Source organism: Algibacter luteus (assembly GCF_900141715.1).
In the GTDB taxonomy this organism is placed as follows: Bacteria; Bacteroidota; Bacteroidia; order Flavobacteriales; family Flavobacteriaceae; genus Arenitalea; species Arenitalea lutea.
Map to the genome: position 1 here is coordinate 579,858 of NZ_FQYK01000001.1, position 24,547 is coordinate 604,404.

Below are 24,547 nucleotides of genomic sequence, written 5' to 3' on the forward strand. Positions count from 1 at the left end.
CTTATTGGTTATTTCAATTTATCTGCATGTAACTTTCTAAGTTTCGCCAATTTGGGCGTGATAACAAAACTGCAATAACCCTGGTTTTGATTATTCCTGTAATAATCTTGATGTTCCTTTTCCGCTTCATAGAAAACATCTAAAGGTGCTATTTCTGTAACAATAGCATCTTCATAATATTTGGCAACTTCTTTAACTACATTTTCGGCTATTACTTTTTGAGTGTTGTCATGATAAAAAATTACCGAACGGTATTGCGTACCTCTATCTGCCCCTTGTCTATTTAATGTTGTAGGATCGTGGGTCGTCATGAAAATAACCAGAATTTCTTCATAAGAAATTACATTGGGATCAAAAGTAATTTGCACCACCTCAGCATGACCTGTTAATCCAGAACAAATTTCACGATAGGTAGGATGCCCTGGCACAGTACCACCAGAGTAACCAGACACTACTTTTTCTACACCTTTAATTTCTTGAAATACGGCTTCTGTACACCAGAAGCAACCACCTCCAACCGTGGCCATTTTTAAAATTTTATTGCTCATTTGAAAACTCCTGTTCTAATTTCATAGATTCCGAATTGATACAATATCGCAAACCACTTGGCTTGGGTCCATCAGGAAAAACATGTCCTAAATGCGCATCACAAGTATTACACATCACCTCAACACGTACCATCCCAAAAGCAGTATCGCGCTCATATTTAATAGCATTCTCTTTAATAGGTTGTGTGAAACTAGGCCATCCTGTTCCCGATTCAAACTTTATTGTAGAATCGAATAATGGCGTGTTACAACACACACAATTGTATTTTCCAGCTTCATGAATACTGCAAAGTGCACCACTATGGGGGCGTTCTGTTCCTTTTAGTCTTGTAATTCTAAATTGTTCTGGAGTTAATTGAGACTTCCATTCGGATTCAGTTTTCTCGACACGTTGGTCTGGAGTTGGATTTCCTTTTACGGAAAAGTTGATAACTTCTTTCCAAGTTAGCATAATAGGATCCTTTCTTTTTTTATTAATTATTATCTGCTTTTCAAGATAAAGGTAGTCGATATTTTTGTATTTACCTTACGACTTAATAGAATGCTAAATATTACTATACTTTTATTAAATTTCGTAATTTGTGAATTCAAAATAAAAAAGATTATATGTCGAAATTGGTAGAAAATGCTGAGAAATTTGTGTTCGATTTGTTTAAAAACGAATTAGATCAAACTTTTATATATCACAACTATACGCACACCGATCGTGTGTTGCGAAGCGTAAGAGAAATTACAGAAAATACAAAAATCAATAAAAAAGACGCAGAAATTCTTGAATTAACAGCGCTTTTACATGATACTGGCTATACCAAATCAAGAGAAAACCACGAAGAGGAAAGTGTAAAAATTGCAACAAAATTTTTAAAAGAACAAGAAGCAGACGATAAAGTTATTGAGGCTGTAAGCGAATGCATTATGGCAACAAAGTTTAAAGATTCGCCTAAAACAGAACTTGGCAAAATTATAAGGGATGCCGATGCCTCACATTTTGGAAAGAAATATTTTGCAGAAGCTAGTGAGTTTTTAAGAAAAGAATTAGAAGTGCAAGGTATTGCAACTTATTCGCCTTCTGAATGGCTAAATGAAAATATAAAAGTACTAACTAAACAACATGAGTTTTATACAGATTATGCTTTAAAAAACTGGCAACCACGAAAGGAAAAAAACCTTTCGAAACTCATGAAATCTAAAAAGAAAAGAAAAAGCAAACTCAACACCGAAGAGCTTAAAGCCAAATACAAAGCACAGTATAAAAATGAAAGCCCAGAACGAGGTATTCAAACTTTTTATAGGGTAGCTTTGAGGAACCATATTAAACTTAGTGATATTGCAGATACAAAAGCTAATATTTTACTCTCGGTTAATGCCATTATTATTTCTCTTGTATTAGCAAATTTAATTTCTAAACTAGATACCAATGCTTATTTGGTATACCCAACAGCCATTTTTACCTTGTCCTGTGTTATCTCAATGGTTTTATCCATTATTGCTACCAGACCAAATATTACAAGAGGCGAGTTTACAAAAGAAGATGTTGCCAACAAAGACGTGAATCTCACCTTTTTTGGTAACTTCCATAAAATGGAACTAAAAGAATATGAGTGGGCTGTAAGTGAGCTTTTAAAAGACAAAAACTACGTTTATACCTCTTTAACAAAAGATTTATATTTTTTAGGAAAAGTGTTGGAGCGCAAGTATAGAATTCTTAGAGTTACTTACACTATTTTTATGATAGGTATGATTGTTTCTGTAATTTCATTTGGAGTTGCTTTAAAAATAAATGGTGCTAAATTGGAGGATGTTTTACCTGATGAAGCTCTCCCTAATTCCAGCATTCAAAATAACATTGAACAAACTAGTAAGGAACATGATTTTGTAATCTCTTAAGATTCTATTTCTTTCATTAAATCTTGGTAGGTATAAAATGCTTTATCATCTTCATTTTTATGATAAAGTACACTTACACGAATGGCTTTTAAGCCTGTTACTGCTTGTAAATCTTGAAGCTCAACAATTTCAACATCGTCATCTAAATAGTGTTTAGACTGCAAGAATTTAATATATCTTAGGTATTCTATTTCGTCTTGTTTTTGCGAGTATACAATACTTATTTTACCTTTTTGGGTAACACGCTCATTAGTCCCTTTAATAAAGGCTTTATCTACACGCTTCTTTACGATTTCGTATCGTGCATTGTAAGTTCCATCAACATCAAATTGTTTTTCGTCCATTCTAAAACTAATGGATAATGGCTGACTAAACACTAAAATCATAGAGGCCACATCAAGAGCTACTGGAAAATCAGATTTCATCTGGTAATAATTATTTTCCATTTCGCACATCACTTGCAATTGCCATAAACGCAAATTATACAGGTAAATAGGATTGAAGCTATCTTCCCTTGTAATAGATTCACCAATGTACATATTATGCTCCACGCCATCAGTTTTAAAACGTTCAAAATAATGTGAATACATAGCTTGTGCTTCTTCTTGCTTTTTATCTAACAAGAAAGCCATTTCAGAATTTATTTTTGCGATGGTTTCATCATAAGCCTTTCTATGTTTATAAAGCACATTCAAGCTATCATCTATACTTTCGCGATATTGATGTATTTGTTCTTTCCATTTATCATTGACTTGCAAATGCTCTAAAACGGGTTCTATGTCATCTTTTAAAAATGACGAGATTTGCTGCTCACTATCTACCTGAAAATTCGATTTTATACCTTCCAGGTAATTATTAATTTGATAAATATACTGCTCGTAAATAGGAAGCGGTTCTTCTTTTAGAACACCTTCAATAATATCTTTTACAGCTTTGAGTTGTAAAGATAAATCTTGTTGCGTAGCCGTATTTCTCGCTTCTGAAGATCCTTTAATATCCATTTGCCCATAAAGAGGATAAATATTATCAAAAGCTATCTTTTTAAAATTTGGTTCTAGACCGTTAAGTTCATCTTTAATGAAGTTTCTGGCTTCCATTATAAATCGCCATTTCACACTAGGGTGAATAGAGGTGCATTCTTGCTGAATAATGGCCTCAATTAAATTTTCTTCTTCATTTTTAGAACGTTCTACCGCTGAAACGATGAATGGCATCACATCAACCAGTTTGTTGGCATTAATACTGTTTAAAACCCTTGGTTTATCGGATACAATTTCTAAAATACCCATTAAACCATCGTCATTAGCAATGGGTGCAAAAATGGCACTTTTAATCTGTTGATTGTATAAACTTAAGATATGAGGTGCACGTCCTTTGGATTTTTTATACATGGCATCAACATCTGACACCGAAAAGTATTTATTTTCTTTTAATAATCTGTTATAAGACCAACTACACAAAGCATCAAAACAACTGTTACTTTCTAAATCTCCGAGTAAATAACTATTCATTCCCACGCCATGAACATGCTGAAACGTATCCGTTTCTTCGTCATAAATTGAAAAACCAACTTTAATGTTTTTAATTCCTAATAATGAAGAAAAGATTTTATGAAACTCATTCATAAAGCTTTCGTCTTTTCGCTTTTCTTCACCAATAAGACTTGATTTTATATTGGAAATGGATTGATCGTCGGTAACATCAAACATATTAGATATTACGAAGCCTTTAAATGTATAACTGTTAGGTGGAAATTTCTCTTTCCAAAGCGCTATGTTTTCAAAATTATCCAACAATTCATTGTAATCTGCTTCAGTAATTTTTTTTGCATTTTCAGTGGGAGTGATTTCGCAAAAGTCTGCATTATAAAGAATTTTATAATAACGGATGACTCCATTTGCATCCGGAATTTCGTAATAAAAGGGTCTTTTAAAATTTAAATCGTAACCGTAACAGAAATTTAAAATAATAGCACATGCAAAAATGTAGGTATCATCTTCTGGCATGTTTTTTATTTGAAGTTCAAAATCTTTCCCTGCCGTTTTTATTATATTCTTAAAACGTTCTGAAGCATTAAATACCAAATTATGAAGAGGTACTGATGCTGTTTTAATCTCGTTATTAGTTAAAATAGGATTAAAAGTATCGCGCAAGACAGCTTTAATTTCGTTTTCTTTACTTTTCAGCATAGATAAATCGCTAAAACCCTCACGTAACTCTGGGTGGTTTTTAGCAATTTTTAAAATGCGAGAAGCATTAGCAACTACAATTTCGTCTTTGCTTTTAGCCAAAGTTTCATAGTGCTCTAGCAACTTACTAAAACTAATTTTTAATTTAAAAGGCGAATTAATATTGTCGTTGATATCCATTGAATAACATGCTTATAATACAAAGTTACAAATTAATGACTTAGTCGATATCTAAGAGACTACCTAACAGCATTTTTGTTACTCCAATAACGTATCATTTTATAGCTTTTCCAGAAGAACAATATTGAATTTTGAATCTATAATAATTTTGCCATCCTTTACTTTCTGAGACTTATTAGAATAGTTATCTAGCAACATATCTCCATCATTGAATATTCTAGAAACATTAATAACCTTTTGGCCTAAAGGTAAATCTAAACCTACAACCACTAAGTCATTAAATTTATCTTTTGAAAAGCTTCTATAAAAAACATAGGGTTCTTCCGTAATCATTTGGTGCATACCAGCTCCAATGGCAGGATGGTTCGCCCTAAACTTCCCTAGTTTTTGCCAATGTAATAATATGTGTTGTGTTTCCGGATTATTATCAATAGCCTCCCAATTCATGAAAGAACGCAAAGTAGCATCTCCAACAGTGCCTTCTACAACCAAGGAGCGTGCAGATTCATCACCATAATACACCTGAGAAGCACCAGGACATAACAATAATTTCGTTGCAGTTTCAAATGGCTTTTCTCTGTTTGCATCAAAAGGCTGTCCGTCGTCATGAGAACTTAAATAATTCAAAACGCTATAGCCTTTTAATTCTGAATTTAAAATATCAGAATATTTTTTAAACATAGACTCAGTTGAAAGTTGAGACGCATTCCATTTTAACTCAAAATTGATTAAACCGTTAAAAGCATCGTCAAAATAGTTGACTTTTTTATCGCCAAAATCAAACGCTTTTGTTGCCGAAATTCCATAATTATAAACTTCACCAACTAAATAAAAGTTATTATTATCAAGGACTTTATCTGGATTATTCTGTTTAAACTTTTCAAAGGCATAATCACATTCATCTTTAAATTCTTGCCAAACATATTCTTCAACATGTTTTACGGTATCCACTCGATAACCATCAATCCCAAATTCTGTTATGTAATCGGTAAGCCATTTCATAATGTAAAATCTCGGAGCTCTTGGGTGTCCTGTTCGTTCAAAAAAAGCATTTAACTCTTCAACCTCCTTATCATATCTGCCTTCTGTTTTCCACTTTTCTACAAGTTGTTCTGGCAATTCTACTGGCTCGTTACTTTCTGTTTTAATATCTGGTAAGTTTTTAACCAAAGTACAAGTAATAGTATTCTCGTAAGATTGATAATCGCACTGCGGTTCTGTTCTAACCCAGCTTGATGGCCATACAGGGTCTTTTACTGTTACTGGCCCTGTGTGATTTATAACCGCATCTAATAAAACACGAATGCCTTTTTTGTGTGCAGCTTCAATCAATTCGTGCAAGTCTGCTTTGGTTCCAAAATTAGGATCTAAGGTGGTCCAATCGCTAGCCCAATAACCGTGAAACCCATAACTTAAACCAGTGCCTTCATCTGTTCCACCATGAATTTGCTCCACAATCGGAGTCATCCAAATAGCATTTATTCCTAAATCGGAAAAATAGTCCTCGTTTATTTTTTGTGTAACACCTTTAATATCGCCACCTTTAAATCCACGAAGTTTTCCTGTTTCCAGTGATCTATCAAAATTAACATCGTTAGAGGTGTCGCCATTATTAAACCTATCGGTAAGTAAAAAATAGATATTGGCACCTTCCCATACAAAAGGCGCTTCAGGTTTTTCTTGGGCTACTGTTTTTTTGTTATCGCAATTAAAAAAAACTAAAAAAGCAAAGAGGATTAAATAATACTTCATGATGTTTCTATTTTTTACAACTTTAAGGGTTTAAAAATAAGTTAGACTTATTTATTAATTCAATTTCAAAATAAACGACTCCAATGGTTTAATATCCACCCTAACTTCTGCTTTATTACCGCTAACTTTTAATTTCGAAGTATAGCTTTTATATAATTGATCAACAACAGTATAATCACCATTTTTTAAATCCCATTTCTCTATAATATTTTGAGGAATACTTAACTCAAATCCGTACGTGTTTTTTGCATTAAAATTTGAAATAATTATTAATTTTTCATTATGACTCCAACGTACAAAAGACAGCACTTTGTTATTATACCATTCGGTATTTTGAATGTTATGTATGTGTATGTCTTGATAATATCCTGTTAGAGCAGAACTGTTTAAGGTGAAGTTTAACAGCCGCTTATAAAAATCTCTTAATTCATTTTCATCTGAAGTCAGTTGACCACCATCAAATTGTTTATTATTTAACCAACGCTGATGCGCGGGAACACCAATATAATCAAATATTGACGTTCTGGTTGGTGATCCAAATCCTGCATGTTCTGATCCATCTTCGCCTACTTCCTGTCCGAAATAAATCATTGTAGGAGCCGTTGTTGATGTTGCAGAAACAACCATAGCAGGCTTGCCTTTTCTAGCATTTCCTGCAAAATCCGGACTTGCAATACGTTGTTCGTCATGATTCTCAAGAAAATGAAGCATATGGTGTTCTATATCTTTTAAATCATCTAAAATTGGAGGGATGTGCTTGGTTTTGCCTTTACCCTGCATGATGCTTTTTATGGTATCATACAACTGTACTTTATCATACAGATAATCCATTTTTCCCTTTTTTATATAATCTCTATACAATGTAGGATTGTAAACTTCGGCCAATAGAAAAGCATCGGGGTTTTTCATTTTTATAGCTGAGTTCATAAAACTCCAAAATTCAACTGGAACCATTTCTGCCATATCGTAACGAAACCCATCCACACCTTTTTCTATCCAATACAAAGCAATATCTCTAAACTTAATCCATGAATTAGGAACTACTTTATCTTGCCAAAATTCGAAATGCTTTTTATAATCTTCATTTTCAAAGCCTGCTGGAAGCTCATCAAAATCTTTTTGACCGTCAGGAGTAATTCCGTAATTTACCTTTACCGTTTCATACCAATCGTTCATATCGGGCTGAGACTTTCTGGACCCATTTCCTGTCCATTTAGAGGGTTTTTCTAAGAATTTACCATCTTCTAATGGATGTTTTTCATCTCCTAAAGGTGAGTAACCATGTTTCCATATTGGTACTTTAAAACTTTCGTTAGGATTGTAATAGAAGTTATTGTTTACATGATAAACCACCGAATTGTCATCTTCTTCTCCGAAATCTTTAACTCCTTTTGGTTTTGATAAACTTATATAATTTCGTGCTACATGATTGGGCACAATATCAATAATCACCTTCAAGCTAGCTTGATGAGTTCGTTCAATCAAGGCTTGAAATTCTTCCAACCTATTTTCAACATTTTCTGCCAAATCTGGATTTACATTGTAATAATCTTTTACCGCATAGGGAGATCCTGCACGTCCTTTTACAACATCTGGGTCGTCGTTTGAGATACCAAATTTTGAATAATCGTTTATAACAGCGTGGTGAGGAACACCAGTATACCAAATATGACTTACACCCAAATCTTTAATTTCTTTTAAAGCTTTCTCTGTAAAATCATTGAATTTACCTATGCCATTTTCTTTAATGGTTCCCCAAGGTTTATTAGTGGTATTTGTATTACCAAACAAACGTGTAAAAACTTGATATACAACGTACTTCTTCTTTAAAGTTACATCTTCATTTCCTTGCATTTCTTGATCCGCTTTCTTACTATTTTCGCAGCTTAATCCCATTATCATTATTACTAAAACTATATTTTTTATTGATTTCATTATTTATTGTTATTCAAATTAAATAACCAGGTTATGGCTTCTTTAAACTCAGATTTCCAAAACGACTCACTGTGAATTCCATTGGCAACTGTTTTTTCATGAATATTTTCACTGTTAAACCCATTTTCTTTCATGAGCGAAACCATGTTTCGAGCATTTTCCACCATATTATCACTCTCTTTTCCACCTGTTAAAAAATACATGCGGTTCTCTTTTAAATTAGCACGCGATTTTGTGAATTCAAAACTTTCATTCGCGAACCAAAAAGAAGGAGAAAAAACACCTGCTTTTCCAAATATCTCTGGTTTCGACATAGTAGCATAAAACGAAAATAAGCCTCCTAAAGACGAACCCATAATAGCGGTATGTTCAGCATCCGATTTGGTTCGAAAAGCCTTATCAATTTCAGGCTTTAATGTGTTAATTATAAAGTCTAAATACTGTTCCCCTTCGCCTTTTCCATATTTAACATTGTCCCATGCCGAATATTCATTTATTCGTTTTTCATTACCATGATTAATAGCAACTACAATGAGACCAAAACCTGTTTCTTGATGCAATGTGTTTAAAGTTTCATCAACCTCCCATTCACCACTATAAGAGGTAGAAACATCGTATACATTTTGCCCATCTTGAATATAAAGTACGGGGTAATGAGATTTGGTAGTTTCATAATTGGGCGGCAAATACACACTTATTTTTCGCTTTCTATTTAATTGAGGAATGAAAAATTCTTCTGAAAAAATATGAACATTTTCAGAGGCAGTTGATGGTTTGTTTTGTGGCTGTCCATCATTCCAATTCAAGATACTTACTAAAACTGTGTCCTTAGTATTATTAAACGAATAAATGCGGTTATCAATAGGGTTTCCATCTAATTTACACTCTACATTACCCCAGTTTCCTTTTGTGAATTTATAACTTATGGTTTCCTTATCCTTTGGTATGTTTATAAGGTAGGTGTTCTTAACTTTTTTTAATTTGAATAGTTCTTGACCACCCGTCCACCCTTCAAAATCACCCGAAATAAAAACTTCATCTTTAAAATTGTGATTTTTGGGCAAATCTTTTACAATGAAAGTTACAACCTTATCTGCTAAAATAGTATTTTCAGTTTGTGCTTGTGTTGTAGCACAGGAGAATTGAATTAAAACTAAAAAGAATATGAAAAACTGATTTTTCATTTGATACAAAGATTACTAAAATTGCTCTAAATTATAAAAACCTATTTAATTTAGTTTCGTGGTTAAAATCACGCTTCCTTTATCTTCTAAAGTAATATTATCACCCCAAAAAAATTGATGATTTGATATAATATTTGTAACAGCCTTTCCTTTTAATCCAATTTCTGCAAATCTAGTTAAATCTAATTCAAAAGGTTTGTCATTTTTATTTATAATATGAATGACGGTCTCATCTTCGTGAATTCTAAACAAAACATAAACTCCATCTTCTGGTGCAAAATGAATGGTTTTTCCTTGGTGAATGGCTTGACTCGTTTTTCTATAATTTAGAACCTTTTTCAAGTAGGATTGCATGTCTTTTTGATCTTCGGTGAGCCCTTCCCCAGTAAATGCATTAACTTCGTCTCCATCCCAACCTCCTGGGAAATCTGTACGAATTAATCCATGGTCTCCAGGTTTATCAAAATCATTCATTAAAATTTCGGTGCCGTAATAAATCTGCGGAATACGTGGTAAGGTTAAAATATAACTTAACGCCATTTTTGTATTAGTAATATCACCTTTTAATTGAGTATAAATCCTGCTCATGTCATGATTATCTGGAAAAACCATAAGATCCTGAGGTTTTACATAAGCAAAATCATTAGCCAATGCTCTATAGATTTCAATTAAACCAGAACCCCAATCTTCTTCTTCAGAAAGCCCTTTAACCACTTTTTCTTGCATCGCAAAATCCATTGGTGATTTAAGATTGGAATTATAACCGTCTTTATTAGGATTTCCTTGTTGCCAATAGGCAATGAGTAGTGGATTACTTGTCCATTCTTCGCCAACAATACTGAAATTAGGATACTCATTCATTATTTCACCTGCCCAACGACTCATGAAGTTTTTGTCTGGATACGGATATGTATCTTGACGAATCCCTCCTAAATTAGCAGTTTCTATCCACCAAATGCTATTTTGAATCGTGTATTGAGCCATAAATGGATTGCGTTGGTTTAAGTCTGGCATAGCAGAAACAAACCAACCTTCAGTCATGCTTTTTTTATCAATGTTTGATGCATAAATATCCTGATTGGTAGTTCTACGATGATTAGTAGTAATGCTTCTATAGCCATCTGAATTATGGGCATTCTTTTCAAAATGTGCTTGATGATTTATCCAATCTTTAAAAGGTAAATCTTTCATCCACCAATGCTCTAAACCGCAATGATTCGCTACTTGATCCATTATTAATTTCATGCCTTTTTTAGACATAGAATCAGACAATTCCAAATATTCTTCTAATTTTCCATAACGCGGGTCTATTTCATAAAAATTAGTCATGGCATATCCATGATACGATCCCTGAGGCATATCGTTGGTAAGCAACGGACAAGGCCATATAGCAGTGAAACCTAAATCTTCTATATAATCTAAATGCTTTGTAATGCCTTGAATATCTCCACCATGCCTAGCGTAATTATCATTTCTATCAATGGTTTTTTCGTTAAGAGATTCTACAATATCGTTATCTGGATTACCATTTGAAAAACGATCTGGTGTAATTAAATAAATAGCATCACTACTATTAAAACCTACGTAGTCTTCTGATGGTTTTTGTCGTGGTTTTAATTCGAAAGTATACAATAAATCCTGATCATCTTCCTTTTTAAAAATGATGTTGAATTTACCTGCATGTGTGTCTTCGGAAATATCTAAATCAATAAACAGATAATTCGGACTATCAGCTTTATGAACTTTATCAATTGAGACGCCTTGATAATTAATTTCTACTGTTCTTTCTGAAATATCAGGATGTTGAACTAGGAGTTGCAACTTTGGATTTTTAAATCCAACCCACCAATTTAAAGGCTCTACTCTGGCAATATCTCGTCTGTCAGTTATTGAAGTAGAATATTGTTGCGCATCTGCATCCATTTCATTGTTATTTTTACAAGATAAATTTACTGCAAATACAATTAGAATCATCATAAAACCCAAGTGTTTTAAAATGTTTTTTTCAATGGCGTAAGTTTTCATAAATCGCTTTATTTAATTTCTTTAATACTTATTGCAAATCCACCACCTGGTGCAGACCAAATTGATAATTTTGATTTGTAATTTACTTTTTTTGATGAAATCGTATAAGCTTGCGGGTTTGTTTTATAATGGGCATTTTTTGCATCGGCATAAATAGTAGCTGTATATTTTTTGCCTTTTTCAAGAAAATCTAGATTAAAAGTTGACGTTCTTCCATTTGTTCCGTTTACATTACCAACAAACCAATTGGTGCTTCCTTTTTCTTGACGTGCAATGGTTACATAATCTCCTGGTTCAGCCTCTAAATACGCGCTTTTGTTCCAATCAATGGCAACATCTTTTATAAACTGAAAGGCATCCATAAACTGCTCGTAATGTTCAGGTAAATCTGCTGCCATTTGTAACGGGCTGTACATAGTAACATACAATGCCAATTGATTTGCCAGTGTACTATTGACATGCGAGTTATTGTTTGGATTTAATTTTGAAATATCCATCTCGAAAATCCCAGGCGTATAATCCATAGGGCCTCCTATTAATCTTGTAAACGGTAAAACAGTAACATGATTAGGTTTTGAACCGCCGAAGGCTTGAAACTCGGTTCCTCTAGCCGATTCATTACCTATTAAATTAGGATATGTTCTACAAATACCTGTAGGTCGTACAGCCTCATGAGCATTAATCATAACTTCGTATTCAACCGCTTTTTCAAGAGCATATTGATAGTGATTTACAATCCATTGGCTGTAATGATATTCACCTCGAGGCAAAATATTACCAACATATCCGCTTTTTACAGCGTTGTATTCATGGTCTTTCATGAATTGATAAGCTTTATCCAAATGGCGCTCGTAATTTCTAACTGAACCTGATGTTTCGTGATGCATTATCATTTTTACTCCTTTACTTTTGGCATAATGGTGAATCTCTTCAACATCAAAATCCGGATAAGGTGTTACAAAATCGAATACGTAATCTTTAGATTTTCCGAACCAATCTTCCCAACCTTCATTCCAGCCTTCAACTAAAACACCATCAAAACCATGCTCTGAAGCAAAATCGATATAGCGTTTTACATTCGCATTATTAGCAGCGTGATTATCGTTTGGTTTTACTTTTGAATAATCGGTAACACCTAATTGTACCGAAGGCAAATCATTAGTATAAGCCCAAGAACTTTTACCGGTAATCATTTCCCACCAAACACCAATATATTTTACAGGTTTTATCCAAGAAGTATCCTCTATTTCACAAGGTTCGTTTAGATTTAATGTTATTCTGGAAGCTAAAATATCTCGAGCATCATCACTTACCATAATAGTTCTCCATGGTGAACTACAAGGCGCTTGCATGTAGCCTTTATCGCCACGTGCATCTGGTGTTAACCACGATTCAAAAACCATGCTTTCGTCATCTAAATTGAGGTGCATACATGCATAATCAATTAAAGCGGCTTCGTGTAAATTGATGTATAATCCATTTTCGGTTTTCATCATTAATGCCGTTTGTACACCAGTTTTAGAAAATTGTATTTGTGAAGCGTTTCCAGTTACTGCATTATCAAATTTTGACCTTATTTCTGAAAGTTTTGATTTTGTATAATCATATTCCTGACTATCATAATCACCTGGAATCCAAAAAGCCGTATGATCGCCAGTCATTGCAAATTGTGACCGCTCTTCCTTTATAACGAAATACACCAAATTTTCCTGTGAAGGAAATTCGTAACGAAAGCCTAAGCCTTCATTAAACAATCTAAAACGAATGATAATAGTACGATTGGTTTGGTTTTGTTTTAGACTTACGGCTAATTCATGATACTCATTTTGTATTTCCTTTTCTTCGCCCCAAACTGGAGTCCAAATTTCATTAAAGGTTGAATTTTCAGTCTTAAGAATTTCGAAATCATCTAACAATGATTTTTCATCATCTTTCATCTCCAATCCTAAATGACTCGGCTTTATAACTTCTTGATTTTTATAAGATAACTGATACGTTGGTACGCCTCCATCTTCTAAATAAAAATTCATTGTAATCTCACCATTGGGTGATTTCAGCTCTTGAGCATTTACAAAATTGAAAATTGACAATAAGATTGAGAGACTTAAAATATTCAGAAATTTCATTCTTTATTTTTTTTATTAAGTGGTTCTATATTAACTAACCGACTTCAAAATTTTATTTTTCAATACAACTGGTTTGTTGTTAACCAAAATTTCTAAATCGTTGCCTGTGAGCAATTCAAAATTTAATTGCTGTTGAGATACATTTATTTTTATAATCTGGTTTCTGAAATTTATTTTGAAGGAATACGCTTCCCATTGTTTTGGGATTTTTGGTGTAAACGAAAGTTTGTTATCTATAATTCGCATGCCTCCGAATCCTTCAACAATACTCATCCAAGTTCCTGCCATTGAGGTAATATGTAATCCTTCATGTACTTCGTGGTTATAATCGTCTAAATCTAATCGCGATGTACGTAAATAGAATGTATAAGCTTGATCCATTCTATTCAATTTTGCAGCTTGTATACTATGAACACAAGGCGACAACGAACTTTCATGCACAGTAAACGGTTCGTAAAAATCGAAATGTTGTTCCAATTCTTCTTCCGTAAATCGATCTTCAAAAAAGTAGAAACCTTGCAAAACATCGGCCTGTTTAATATAAGGTGAACGCAAAATTCTATCCCAACTCCATTTTTGATTTATTGGTCTTTCTGATTTTGGTAAGTTTGCTACAGTTATTAGTTCTTTATCTAAAAAACCATCTTGCTGTAAATAGACTTGATGTTTTTCTGAATAAGGAAAGTACATATTATCTGCAACAGCCTTCCATTCTTTAATTTCAGCCTCAGATAATTTTATTTTGTTCATGATTTTGGTATAATCTGTGGCGTATTCTGCAGCTACTTTATTTATATTTTCAATAGCATAATTGATGCACCATTTTGCAAGATAGTTTGTATACCAGTTATTATTTATATTATTTTCATATTCATTTGGTCCTGTAACGCCTAAAATGACATACTTGTTTTTATCAGTAGAAAAGTTAGCACGCTGATGCCAAAAACGAGCAATGGCAATTAATACTTCAAGCCCCTTTTCTGGAATATAACTATAATCGCCTGTGTAACGATGGTAATTGTAAATAGCAAATGCAATAGCACCGTTTCTATGAATTTCCTCAAAAGTAATTTCCCATTCGTTATGGCACTCTTCACCGTTCATAGTTACCATTGGATATAAAGCAGCACCATTTTTAAAGCCTAATTTTTCAGCATTTTCAATAGCTTTCTCTAAATGATTGTAGCGATATTCCAGAAGTGCACGCGCCACATTTTGATCTTTAGTAGCCATATAAAACGGAATACAATACGCTTCGGTATCCCAATAGGTACTTCCGCCGTATTTTTCGCCAGTAAATCCTTTTGGCCCTATATTTAATCTAGAATCTTTCCCTAAATAAGTTTGATTTAATTGGAAGATATTAAAGCGAATGCCTTGTTGCGCTTTGGTATCGCCTTCTATAGTTATATCTGCCATTTCCCAGATATTCGCCCATGCTTGTTTTTGATCTTCAAGTAATTGATCGAAGCCTTTTGTTATAGCGGTTATTAAAACCTCTTTTGCTGCATCAACAAGTTTAGTCTTATCATGGTTTCTATCTACTGTATAACCACCAAATTTCTGAATGCTATATGTTTCACCCTTTTTTATTTGGTTAACATAGCTTAAAGCAATGTAATTAGATTCTTTTTTAACCTGTGGTGCAGAAAAAATTGGGTCTCCAGAACTAAAAACTATAGATTCCATAAATGTACAGGTATGGAAATCGGTTTTCATGGTTTTCGATTCAATAAAGGCTTGATCGTCTTCGAAACTTATGTTTGTTGTGTCCCAAAACTGATCGTCCCAATTGGAATCTTCATTGGTAATACCAGAATCTAAATATGGTTGAAATTCAATTTCAGCATCCGTATTTAATGGTTTAACTTGATAATGAATAGCACCAACTTCATCTAAATCTAAACTCAAAAAGCGTTTAACAGATACCTCAACTTGAACATTATTTGGCAATGTTGCGATGAAATGTCTGGACAACCAGCCTTCTTTCATATTGAGCTCGCGTTTAAAACCTTCTACCGTTTTACAGGTGTTTAAATCTAATGGTTCTCCGTTTATACTAACGTTTATTCCTATCCAATTTGGCGCATTTAATACTTTAGCAAAATATTCAGGATATCCATTTTTCCACCAACCCACTCTGGTTTTATCTGGATAATAAACACCAGCAATATAACTCCCTTGAAAGGTATCGCCAGAGTATTTCTCTTCAAAATTTGCGCGTTGACCCATAGCACCGTTGCCAATACTGAACAAACTTTCTGAGGATTTAACCTGACTTGTATCAAATCCTTCTTCTATGATGGACCAATTATTTGGTATTATGTAATCTTGGTTCATTTTTACATTATTTTTTCTGGAATTACCGCAGTGAAGAAATCATGTGGTATTTCAGTTAAACTTTTAAAATTAAAATCGGCTTCATGGAGTGTGTTTTTATCTCCAATCCCAATGGATATCATATTGGCTTTATTTGCAGCTTCAACACCCGCAATAGCATCTTCAAAAACCACGCATTGTTCGGGCTTTAAATTCAATTTTTGCGCACCAATTAAAAACACTTCTGGGTCTGGTTTGGCTTTAGTAACACTATTGCCATCAACAATTCCAGAAAATCTTTCAAACAGATTCACTTGTTTCAAAATTAAGGGCGCATTTTTACTTGCAGAACCCAAAACATATTCTATGCCTAAGTTATCTAATTTATCTAAAAGGGCATTAGCACCAGGAAGTATTTCTTCTGGCCCCATTTTCATTATGTATTTTAAGTAATGTTCATTTTTACTTTTTAGATACTCTTGTTTTTTTTCTTCGGAAAGTGAAACCTTACCAATATCTAAAAGGATTTCTAGAGAACGCACACGACTAACACCTTTTAAAAGTTCGTTATGTGCTTCTGTAAACTCGAACCCTAAGTGGTTAGCAAGTTGTTTCCAAGCCAGAAAATGATATTTAGCGGTATCTACAATAACACCGTCTAAATCGAATATAACTCCTATTTTGTTCATCTTTTATGATTGAATTACGTCATCAACATCCTTAACTTTATACACTAAAGATGCTGCAATTAAAAAACTAAATCCACTCATCATTAATGCGAAAATGGCATGATTGTCATAAGCATATTTAACAAGTGGACCGCCAATTAAGGCATTGATAATTTGAGGTATTACTATGAAGAAATTGAAAATCCCCATGTAAACACCCATTTTTTTTGGTGAAATTGAACCAGCTAGAATTGCGTAAGGCATTGCCAAAATACTTGCCCATGCGATACCAACACCTATCATTGAAACGATAAGCCAATTTTTATCTGGCATAATGTAGATGGATAATAATCCTAGTCCTCCAATAATAAGCGATACTGAATGTGTTTTTTTACGACCTATTTTTTTAGCTATGTAAGGGAGAGCAAAGGCATAAAGTGCAGAAATTAAATTATACACTCCAAAAAGAATGCCTACCCAATCACCTGCATTTTGGTACATAGAACTGCTACTATCGGTATATGGTAAACCGTAAACATGTTGCGCAATGGCTGGTGTAGCAAACACCCACATACCAAACAGCCCAAACCAAGAAAAAAACTGCACCCAACTTAATTGGCGCATCGTTGTTGGCATTTTTTTAAAATCTTCAAAAATATCCAACAAACTTGATTTTACATCTTCAGTTTCAACTATTTTATCATTTGCTTCCAAATGTGCTTTTTCAAAACTTACTAACTCTTGTGGAGTATATTCTTTAGTTGTAAAAACAGTAATTAAAATTGAAACGATTAATACAATGGCACCAATAATAAAAGATAAGATTAAATTAAATGGCACCGTACCTTCAATAGTTTCGTTTGAAATACCAAACCAATTGGTTAATACATAAGGCAACCATGACCCAACAACGGCTCCAAAACCTATGAGTGCAGTTTGCACACTAAATCCTAAAGTACGTTGATCCGTTCTTAAATTATCTCCTACCAATGCACGGAATGGCTCCATGGCAATATTGAAAGAAGCATCCATAATCATTAGCATTCCGGCACCAACCCAAAGCGCTGGCAAAAATGCTATAAAAATATCTGCTTGTGGCATGAGCACTAAACCAAAAGATGCTAGAATAGCCCCTACCAAAAAATAAGGTTTACGTCTACCAAATTTCCCCCAAGTTTTATCGCTGTAGTGTCCAACTATTGGCTGAACAATTAAACCCATTAAAGGTGCTATTATCCAGAACCATGATAGTTCGTGAACATCGGCTCCAAAAATTTGAAGAATTCTACTTGCATTGGCATTTTGGAGTGCAAACCCCATTTGTATTCCTAGAAACCCAAAACTCATGTTCCAGATTTGCCAGAAACTTAATCTGCGCTTTTCCATTAAATAGTATTTAACATTGATACTATTTGATAAGCAATAACACACCTCATAATTTATTAAGCTATATGGATGCAACTTATCAAAACTTATTCATGAGAAGTGAAAATATAAGTTTTGATTTCGAATCAAAGATAAAAAAGAATTTTGTTTTTCCTAATACATACATTCATGTGTTGAGATTCTACGAAATTATTTAGTTGATTCTCTTTCAATAATTTCGGTTTCAATTACCACTTTTATAAAGTCTTTTTTTTGTTCATTATTTGTAAAGTATTGCTCGGGTTCAGCTTCTTCAGCCTCCAACCTATCTATCAATAAATTGGCAGCTTGCTCACCTATTTTTTGACCATGCTGACTTACAGTGGTTAAGCTAGGAGTTGCATGTTTAGAGAGCACGCCGTCTGTAAAGCCTATAACCTGCATATCGTCAGGTATTTTTAATCCTAGTTTCCTTGCCACTTTCATTGATGATACCGCGTAGAGTTCATTCACTGCAAATACACCATCTATGTTCGGATTTGTTTTAAAAAATTGAGCTATTTCTGCTTCTAAAAGTTCTAAATGATTTTCAACATCTAAACTATCATCAATCTTTAAAATAAGATTTGAATTGTGCTCTATTCCGCTGGTTTGCAACGCTTCTAAATACCCTTGAGTTCTTAATCGACCAACACTCACATAATCCATCGTGGTTATTAATGCTATGTTTTTACAATCGTTTTCTATCAATTTTTTTACAGCTTTTACAGCACCATTAAAATCATCTACAATAACCTTATCGCAATCTACCTCATTCACAACTCTATCAAACATAACAATAGGCATACCTTGGTTTATGGTTGCATGAAAATGATGGTAATCTTGTTTCAACAAAGTTTCTTTAGAAATAGATAAAATAAACCCGTCTATACTGCCATTAGCAAGCATTTCCATGTTTATAATTTCCTTTGTAAACGATTCATTTGATAATCCAACAATTACATTATACCCACGTCTGTTTGCTACACGTTCTATACCTCGAATTACTGTAGAAAAGAAGTGATGAACTATTTCTGGAATTAAAATTCCGATAGTTTTTGTTTTTCTGTTCTTTAAACTAAGTGCAATATTGTTGGGTCTGTAATTATAAAGCTTAGCGAAGGCTTGTATTTTTTTAGTAGTGTCTTCACTAATTTCTTTGCTATTACTCAACGCCTTTGAAACCGTTGATACAGAGACATCTAATTCTTTTGCTATTTGTTTTAATGTTATTTTTCTTTTCATCGATTTTGAACCTTAGTTTAATAGGTATGCAAGATGTAATTTGTGATAAATAATCAAAAATAAATGGGTCAATCGTAAAACGCAATTAACTACTAATTAGCATTCGTCTAAAATAACAATTATTCTAATGTATTGAAGAAGATTTTTAATAATTTACGCTGTTAAAAATGTGGTATTCTTATTTTATGTCGATTTTCTCAATAAAGTTGTTAACACGAAATCGTTTTCGTAGAATATTTCGTAATTCAAATTTACATCTTTACAAACGCTTTACATATTTTTGACATGAGGAGTGAAAATATAACTGAATTATTCAAACTAAAATTTAAACCAAATTATATGAAAACAAGTATTCATAGTTTGCTGTTTATACTGTTAATGGCACCCGTCTATGTTTTTGGACAAACATCATTATCAGGAACAGTAACAGAACAATCTACTTCCTTACCGCTCCCAGGTGTTAATGTTGTTATAAAAGGAACCAATACTGGTTCTGCAACAGACTTTGATGGGAATTACCGGATTGAAGTAAATAACGGCGACGTTATTGTATTTTCCTATATAGGATACCAAACGTTAGAAGTAACTTACACCGGACAATTACAATTAAATGTCCAATTAACTGAAGACACATCGCAATTAGACGAAATTGTAGTTATTGGTTATGGAAGCGTTAGAAAAGAAGATTTAACTGGCTCTGTCGATGTTATTTCTTCAAAAGACTTTAACCAAGGGGCAGTAGTTTCTCCAGATCAATTACTTCAAGGTAAAGCAGCTGGTGTTAGAATTACTAGTGCAGGTGGACAACCTGATGCAGCACCCAATATTAGAATTAGAGGTGGATCTTCCCTTTCTGGAAACAACTCTCCTTTAATTGTTATTGATGGTGTGCCGTTAGACAACGGTGGTGTTGCTGGTGTAGGCAACCCTTTAAGTTTAATTAACCCGAATGATATTGAAAGTTTCAGTATTTTAAAAGATGCATCGGCAACCGCTATTTACGGTTCTCGTGCCTCTAATGGTGTACTTATTATTACTACTAAAAAGGGAACTTCTGGTGAAGCTAAATTTAATTTTTCTGCTAGAACCTCAATAAGTGAAATTGGTACTAACAATCAAATACCCGTGTTTGATGGCAACGAATTTTTACGATTTGCTAATCAATATTTCCCAGATGATATCGGTTCTATAGGTGTACCTTTAGGCTCTGTAGATAATGACGAACCTTTTAGAGTTTTTAACACGCCTGCAGGCGATCGCGCTATTTACAATACCAATTGGCAAGATGCTATTTATAGAACAGCCGTAACTCAAGATTACAATTTTGGAGTTAGAGCTAATTTATTTGAAAAAATACCATTTAGAGCATCTGTAGGTTACAACGAAACTGAAGGTGTTGTTAAAACAAACGATTACGAAAGATTTACGGCATCTATTAGATTAACGCCTAAACTTTTAGACGACCATTTAAAAATAGATTTTAATGCGAAAGGTACATCGGTTAACAAGAATGCTGTTGATGAAGGTGGTGCTTTAGGTGGTGCAATTTCTGCAGACCCAACAAAACCTATTTATGATGCAAATTCTATGTTTGGTGGATACTATCAGCAATTACAATTGTCTTCGTTTACAAATGCACCAAATGCGAAAGCTGGAGCTAGTAACCCATTAGCGGTATTGCTACAAAGACAAAGACCTGAAAAAGTAAAGCGTATTTTAGGAAATTTAGAATTAGACTATAAATTCCATTTTTTACCAGAATTACGTGCTGTTGTTAATTTAGGTTTAGAAGCCACAAGAGCTGAAATTGAAGAGCAGTATTTAGACAATGCAGTTAATAGCTACACACAGATTTTTAGTGCAGATTTAGCTAATCCACTTGCAGATGGAACTTATATTCTTCAACCAGGTTTAACTTATGCTGAAAGACAACACATTACCAACGTAACCGCTGAATATTATTTAGCTTATCGAAAAGAATTTGAAGATTTGTTCATTAACAATTTCGATGTTCAAGCTGGTTACTCATATCAGAATTTTAAAAACGATGGTAATAAAGATGAATTTCAATCTGACCCAATTGCAACAGCTGATGGTGTAGCTGGTGAAGATTTTGATTTAGATCTTGATGGCATCACAGGAGATAGAGTTCCAAACATCAACCCTAATAATCCTAACAGTAGATTTTTTAACGAACTAAACTTACAATCGTTCTTTGCAAGAGCCAACGTTAATTTAGGCAACAAGTACTTGGTGACTGCTTCGTTCAGAGCTGATGGCTCGTCTTTCTTTACTGAAGAAAATCGTTGGGGTTATTTCCCTTCAGCTGCTTTAGCGTGGAAAGCGAAAGAAGAAACATTTTTACAAGATGTTGATTTCATAAACGATTTTAAAGTACGTTTAGGTTGGGGTGAAACTGGTCAGCAAGATATTTCTGGTCAAGTTGGTTTCTACCCTTCAATTCCATTGTTTGAAATTGGATCACAGAACAGTCAATATCTTTCTGGTGTTAATCTTTATAACGCTAAAGAATTTAATCCTGATTTAACTTGGGAAAAAACAACAACTTACAATTTAGGTGTTGATTTCGACTTTTTCAAAAACAGTTTTATATCTGGTTCTTTCGATATTTATAAAAGAGACACCAATGATTTATTAGTATTGACGGGTGTGCCTCCAGGGCAAGCCTTAAGTGATCAAGTTATTCAAAATGTAGGTTCTACTGAAAGTAAAGGTTTCGAGTTAAACTTAAATCTTAACCCAGTTAGAACTACAGATTTTAATCTTTCATTTAACGGAAACCTATCCTATAACTTCACCGAGGTTACAGACTTAAAAGGTGTAGAACAAATCAATGCGCCAAATGGCGGATTAGCAATTGGTACAGGTAATATTTTATTACGTCATGCTTTAGGTGAACAAGCTGGTTCTGCATGGGTTTTAAAACAAGTATATGATGCAGATGGCGATCCTGTTTTAGGTTCGTTTGTAGACTTAAATGATGATGGTAGAATTACAGAGGCCGATAGATATTACAGAGCCATTCAACCAAACTGGACTTTCGGTTTTGGATTTAATATGACTTACAAAAACTGGGATTTCAGTGCAAGTTTTAGAGGTCAATTAGATGGAGAAATTTACAACTCAAGACGTTTAACACATGGAGCCATAGATAATGCTAAATCATTAGATGGTACATTCTTCGTGAACTCATTAGACTTCTATAGCGGAGCGGCAAACCCAGTGTTTACTGATATTCTAGATCCAGTTCAGTATTCTGATTACTTCTTAGAAGGCGCGTCCTTTTTAAGATGTGAAAACATTGTAATTGGACATACTTTAACTAATTTAGTAAAAAACGCAAACGTTAAATTATACGGTGCAGTTAACAATCCTTTCTTAATCACAAATTATTCAGGGCAAGATCCAGAGAATTTTACGGGAATTGATAACAACTTCTACCCGAGAGCTACTGTATATAACATTGGTGTAAATATTGATTTTTAAACTATGAAAATTATGAAAAATAACATTTTAAAATTTCTATTTGGTTTAGTGGTTGTTTGCACTTTCACGGTGAGCTGTACAGACGACTTAAATACCGAACCTCTAATAGAATTATCTTTAGATGAGCTTTTAGCTCAAGACCCACAAGCTGTTGAAGGCATTGTGTCTAGACTTTATGGTTCTTTCGCGCTTTCTGGCGCAAACGGTCCTGGAAGTTCAGATATTAGTGACGATGCAGGAGAATCGCCATTTTTAAGAGGAATTGTTAACCTTCAAGATTTTGCAGCAGATGCTATGAAAAATCGTTGGGGAGATAATGGTTTGGACCAATTAACAACAACTAGTGATTGGACTGCCGAAAATAAATTCTTCAGATATTTATACAATAGAATATTCTTTACCATTCCGCAATGTAATAACTTGCTTTCTATTTTACCAAATGTTGATGTTGAAAACAAAGACGCGGTAATTTCAGAAGTGAGATTTATTAGAGCACTTGCAAACTATTATTTAATTGACGTATTCGGAAAAGGTGTAATTGCAACGGAAGAAAATTTTGGACAATCAGAATCGTTACCAGAAGCTTCAAGACAAGAATTATTCGAATATGTAGAATCTGAATTATTGGAAATTGAAGCACTTCTACCAGAAACAAACACTTATGGTAGAGCAACTAAAGGTGCTGCGCAAATGCTACTTGCTAAATTGTATCTTAACGCAGAAGTATATACAGGTACGCCGGAATATGACAAGGCAGCAACATTTGCTAATAAAGTTATTACGGAAGGCCCTTATAGTTTAGCTACAGATTTTGTGAGTATTTTTTCCGCCGATAATGATTCATCGCCAGAAATTATATTCCCTTTAATTGCAGATGCTCAAGTGAGTCAAAGTTTCGGAAACACAACTTATATTGTAAATGGAAGTTTAAATTCTGATACTACGCCATTAGCGCAATTCGGTGCAACTGAAGGTTGGGGAGGTCACAGATCTTCAAAAGCCTGGTATAGTTTATTTGGCGATTTAGGAACCTCAACCGATGTGCGAGCAAGTTTATTCTGGACAGACGGACATAATTATGAAATGGAAGATTACAAAGAATGGACCGATGGGTATCCTGTTGTAAAATTCAGAAACACTAGTTTTAGTGGTGCTTCTTCTCCATCTGCTTTTTCTAGTACAGATTTTCCATTATTCAGACTAGCCGATGCCTATTTAATGTATGCAGAATGCGCTGTTCGTGGAGCTGCAGGTGCTGATATGGGAACTGCTGTGCAATACGTTAATGCAGTAAGAACAAGATCGAATGCGAGCAGTATAACGCAAACAGATTTAACAGAACAATTTATTCTTGACGAGCGCGCAAGAGAGTTAAATCTTGAAGGTCACAGACGTACAGATTTAATTCGATTTGGAAAGTTTACCGGAGGGTCTTATTTATGGCCTTGGAAAGGTGGTGTAAAAGATGGTACTTCAATACCAGATACTTATAATTTATATCCTATTCCGTCTTCGGCATTACAAGCAAACCCTAATCTAACACAAAACCCAGGATTTTAAAAAACTAAATTTAAACGA

The 24,547-nt window shown here is 33.8% G+C and carries 15 protein-coding genes; 3 read left to right on the forward strand and 12 right to left on the reverse strand.

The features are described from left to right. Window positions 1-8 precede the first annotated feature (8 nt). Both msrA and msrB read right to left on the reverse strand, forming a co-directional pair. Entirely contained in the window at window positions 9-548 is a 540-nt protein-coding gene (gene msrA / locus BUA46_RS02395) for a peptide-methionine (S)-S-oxide reductase MsrA (RefSeq protein ID WP_019386163.1), read from the reverse strand. Then, window positions 538-999, reverse strand: coding sequence for a peptide-methionine (R)-S-oxide reductase MsrB (gene msrB, locus BUA46_RS02400; protein WP_019386162.1), 462 nt, complete (start codon window positions 997-999; stop codon window positions 538-540). The genes msrA and msrB overlap by 11 nt, the downstream gene beginning before the upstream one ends. Before the next feature lie 155 nt (window positions 1,000-1,154). On the opposite strand from msrB, the gene BUA46_RS02405 reads away from it, so the two are divergent. Continuing rightward, entirely contained in the window at window positions 1,155-2,435 is a 1,281-nt protein-coding gene (locus BUA46_RS02405; RefSeq protein WP_019386161.1) for a Pycsar system effector family protein, read from the forward strand. Here the strand turns inward: BUA46_RS02405 and BUA46_RS02410 are convergent. The 10 genes from BUA46_RS02410 to BUA46_RS02455 all read right to left on the reverse strand — a co-directional run bounded on the left by BUA46_RS02410 (window position 2,432) and on the right by BUA46_RS02455 (window position 19,462). After that, entirely contained in the window at window positions 2,432-4,804 is a 2,373-nt protein-coding gene (locus BUA46_RS02410; protein ID WP_019386160.1) for a GAF domain-containing protein, read from the reverse strand. The genes BUA46_RS02405 and BUA46_RS02410 overlap by 4 nt on opposite strands. Before the next feature lie 99 nt (window positions 4,805-4,903). Next, entirely contained in the window at window positions 4,904-6,556 is a 1,653-nt protein-coding gene (locus BUA46_RS02415; protein ID WP_019386159.1) for an alpha-amylase family glycosyl hydrolase, read from the reverse strand. A 54-nt stretch (window positions 6,557-6,610) separates the two neighbouring features. Continuing rightward, complete coding sequence (locus BUA46_RS02420; RefSeq protein ID WP_019386158.1) at window positions 6,611-8,491, reverse strand: alpha-amylase family glycosyl hydrolase; 1,881 nt, start codon at window positions 8,489-8,491, stop codon at window positions 6,611-6,613. Then, window positions 8,491-9,675: an alpha/beta hydrolase gene (locus BUA46_RS02425; protein ID WP_019386157.1), complete on the reverse strand. Its 1,185-nt coding sequence runs from the start codon at window positions 9,673-9,675 to the stop codon at window positions 8,491-8,493. Before BUA46_RS02425 ends, BUA46_RS02420 begins: the two co-directional genes overlap by 1 nt. 45 nt (window positions 9,676-9,720) lie before the next feature. Next, complete coding sequence (locus BUA46_RS02430; RefSeq protein WP_019386156.1) at window positions 9,721-11,700, reverse strand: glycoside hydrolase family 13 protein; 1,980 nt, start codon at window positions 11,698-11,700, stop codon at window positions 9,721-9,723. Window positions 11,701-11,708: 8 nt separating this feature from the next. Next, window positions 11,709-13,826, reverse strand: coding sequence for a glycoside hydrolase family 97 protein (locus BUA46_RS02435; RefSeq protein WP_026009895.1), 2,118 nt, complete (start codon window positions 13,824-13,826; stop codon window positions 11,709-11,711). A 30-nt stretch (window positions 13,827-13,856) separates the two neighbouring features. Beyond that, on the reverse strand, window positions 13,857-16,166 hold the full coding sequence (locus tag BUA46_RS02440; RefSeq protein ID WP_019386154.1) for a glycoside hydrolase family 65 protein: 2,310 nt from the start codon (window positions 16,164-16,166) through the stop codon (window positions 13,857-13,859). 2 nt (window positions 16,167-16,168) lie between these two features. Then, the gene (gene pgmB, locus BUA46_RS02445) at window positions 16,169-16,834 is read right to left on the reverse strand and encodes a beta-phosphoglucomutase (RefSeq protein ID WP_019386153.1); all 666 of its coding nucleotides are present in this window, start codon (window positions 16,832-16,834) and stop codon (window positions 16,169-16,171) included. 3 nt (window positions 16,835-16,837) lie between these two features. Next, a complete protein-coding gene (locus tag BUA46_RS02450) occupies window positions 16,838-18,199 on the reverse strand; it encodes an MFS transporter (protein ID WP_019386152.1) in 1,362 nt (453 codons plus the stop codon). A 189-nt stretch (window positions 18,200-18,388) separates the two neighbouring features. Next, window positions 18,389-19,462, reverse strand: a complete 1,074-nt coding sequence (locus BUA46_RS02455) for a LacI family DNA-binding transcriptional regulator (protein ID WP_019386150.1) — start codon at window positions 19,460-19,462, stop codon at window positions 18,389-18,391. A 339-nt stretch (window positions 19,463-19,801) separates the two neighbouring features. Here BUA46_RS02455 and BUA46_RS02460 point away from each other — a divergent pair, with 339 nt between their 5' ends. Both BUA46_RS02460 and BUA46_RS02465 read left to right on the forward strand, forming a co-directional pair. Further along, entirely contained in the window at window positions 19,802-22,969 is a 3,168-nt protein-coding gene (locus tag BUA46_RS02460) for a SusC/RagA family TonB-linked outer membrane protein (protein ID WP_026009894.1), read from the forward strand. 12 nt (window positions 22,970-22,981) lie between these two features. Then, window positions 22,982-24,529 carry a RagB/SusD family nutrient uptake outer membrane protein gene (locus tag BUA46_RS02465; protein WP_035105927.1) on the forward strand — a complete coding sequence of 516 codons (1,548 nt, stop codon included), beginning with the start codon at window positions 22,982-22,984 and terminating at the stop codon, window positions 24,527-24,529. Window positions 24,530-24,547 lie beyond the last annotated feature (18 nt).

Coding starts and splice junctions, on each gene's coding strand:
- msrA (WP_019386163.1), bottom strand. CDS start 548: ATGAGCAATAAAATTTTAAAAATGGCCACGGTTGGAGGTGGTTGCTTC.
- msrB (WP_019386162.1), bottom strand. CDS start 999: ATGCTAACTTGGAAAGAAGTTATCAACTTTTCCGTAAAAGGAAATCCA.
- BUA46_RS02405 (WP_019386161.1), top strand. CDS start 1,155: ATGTCGAAATTGGTAGAAAATGCTGAGAAATTTGTGTTCGATTTGTTT.
- BUA46_RS02410 (WP_019386160.1), bottom strand. CDS start 4,804: ATGGATATCAACGACAATATTAATTCGCCTTTTAAATTAAAAATTAGT.
- BUA46_RS02415 (WP_019386159.1), bottom strand. CDS start 6,556: ATGAAGTATTATTTAATCCTCTTTGCTTTTTTAGTTTTTTTTAATTGC.
- BUA46_RS02420 (WP_019386158.1), bottom strand. CDS start 8,491: ATGAAATCAATAAAAAATATAGTTTTAGTAATAATGATAATGGGATTA.
- BUA46_RS02425 (WP_019386157.1), bottom strand. CDS start 9,675: ATGAAAAATCAGTTTTTCATATTCTTTTTAGTTTTAATTCAATTCTCC.
- BUA46_RS02430 (WP_019386156.1), bottom strand. CDS start 11,700: ATGAAAACTTACGCCATTGAAAAAAACATTTTAAAACACTTGGGTTTT.
- BUA46_RS02435 (WP_026009895.1), bottom strand. CDS start 13,826: ATGAAATTTCTGAATATTTTAAGTCTCTCAATCTTATTGTCAATTTTC.
- BUA46_RS02440 (WP_019386154.1), bottom strand. CDS start 16,166: ATGAACCAAGATTACATAATACCAAATAATTGGTCCATCATAGAAGAA.
- pgmB (WP_019386153.1), bottom strand. CDS start 16,834: ATGAACAAAATAGGAGTTATATTCGATTTAGACGGTGTTATTGTAGAT.
- BUA46_RS02450 (WP_019386152.1), bottom strand. CDS start 18,199: ATGGAAAAGCGCAGATTAAGTTTCTGGCAAATCTGGAACATGAGTTTT.
- BUA46_RS02455 (WP_019386150.1), bottom strand. CDS start 19,462: ATGAAAAGAAAAATAACATTAAAACAAATAGCAAAAGAATTAGATGTC.
- BUA46_RS02460 (WP_026009894.1), top strand. CDS start 19,802: ATGAAAACAAGTATTCATAGTTTGCTGTTTATACTGTTAATGGCACCC.
- BUA46_RS02465 (WP_035105927.1), top strand. CDS start 22,982: ATGAAAAATAACATTTTAAAATTTCTATTTGGTTTAGTGGTTGTTTGC.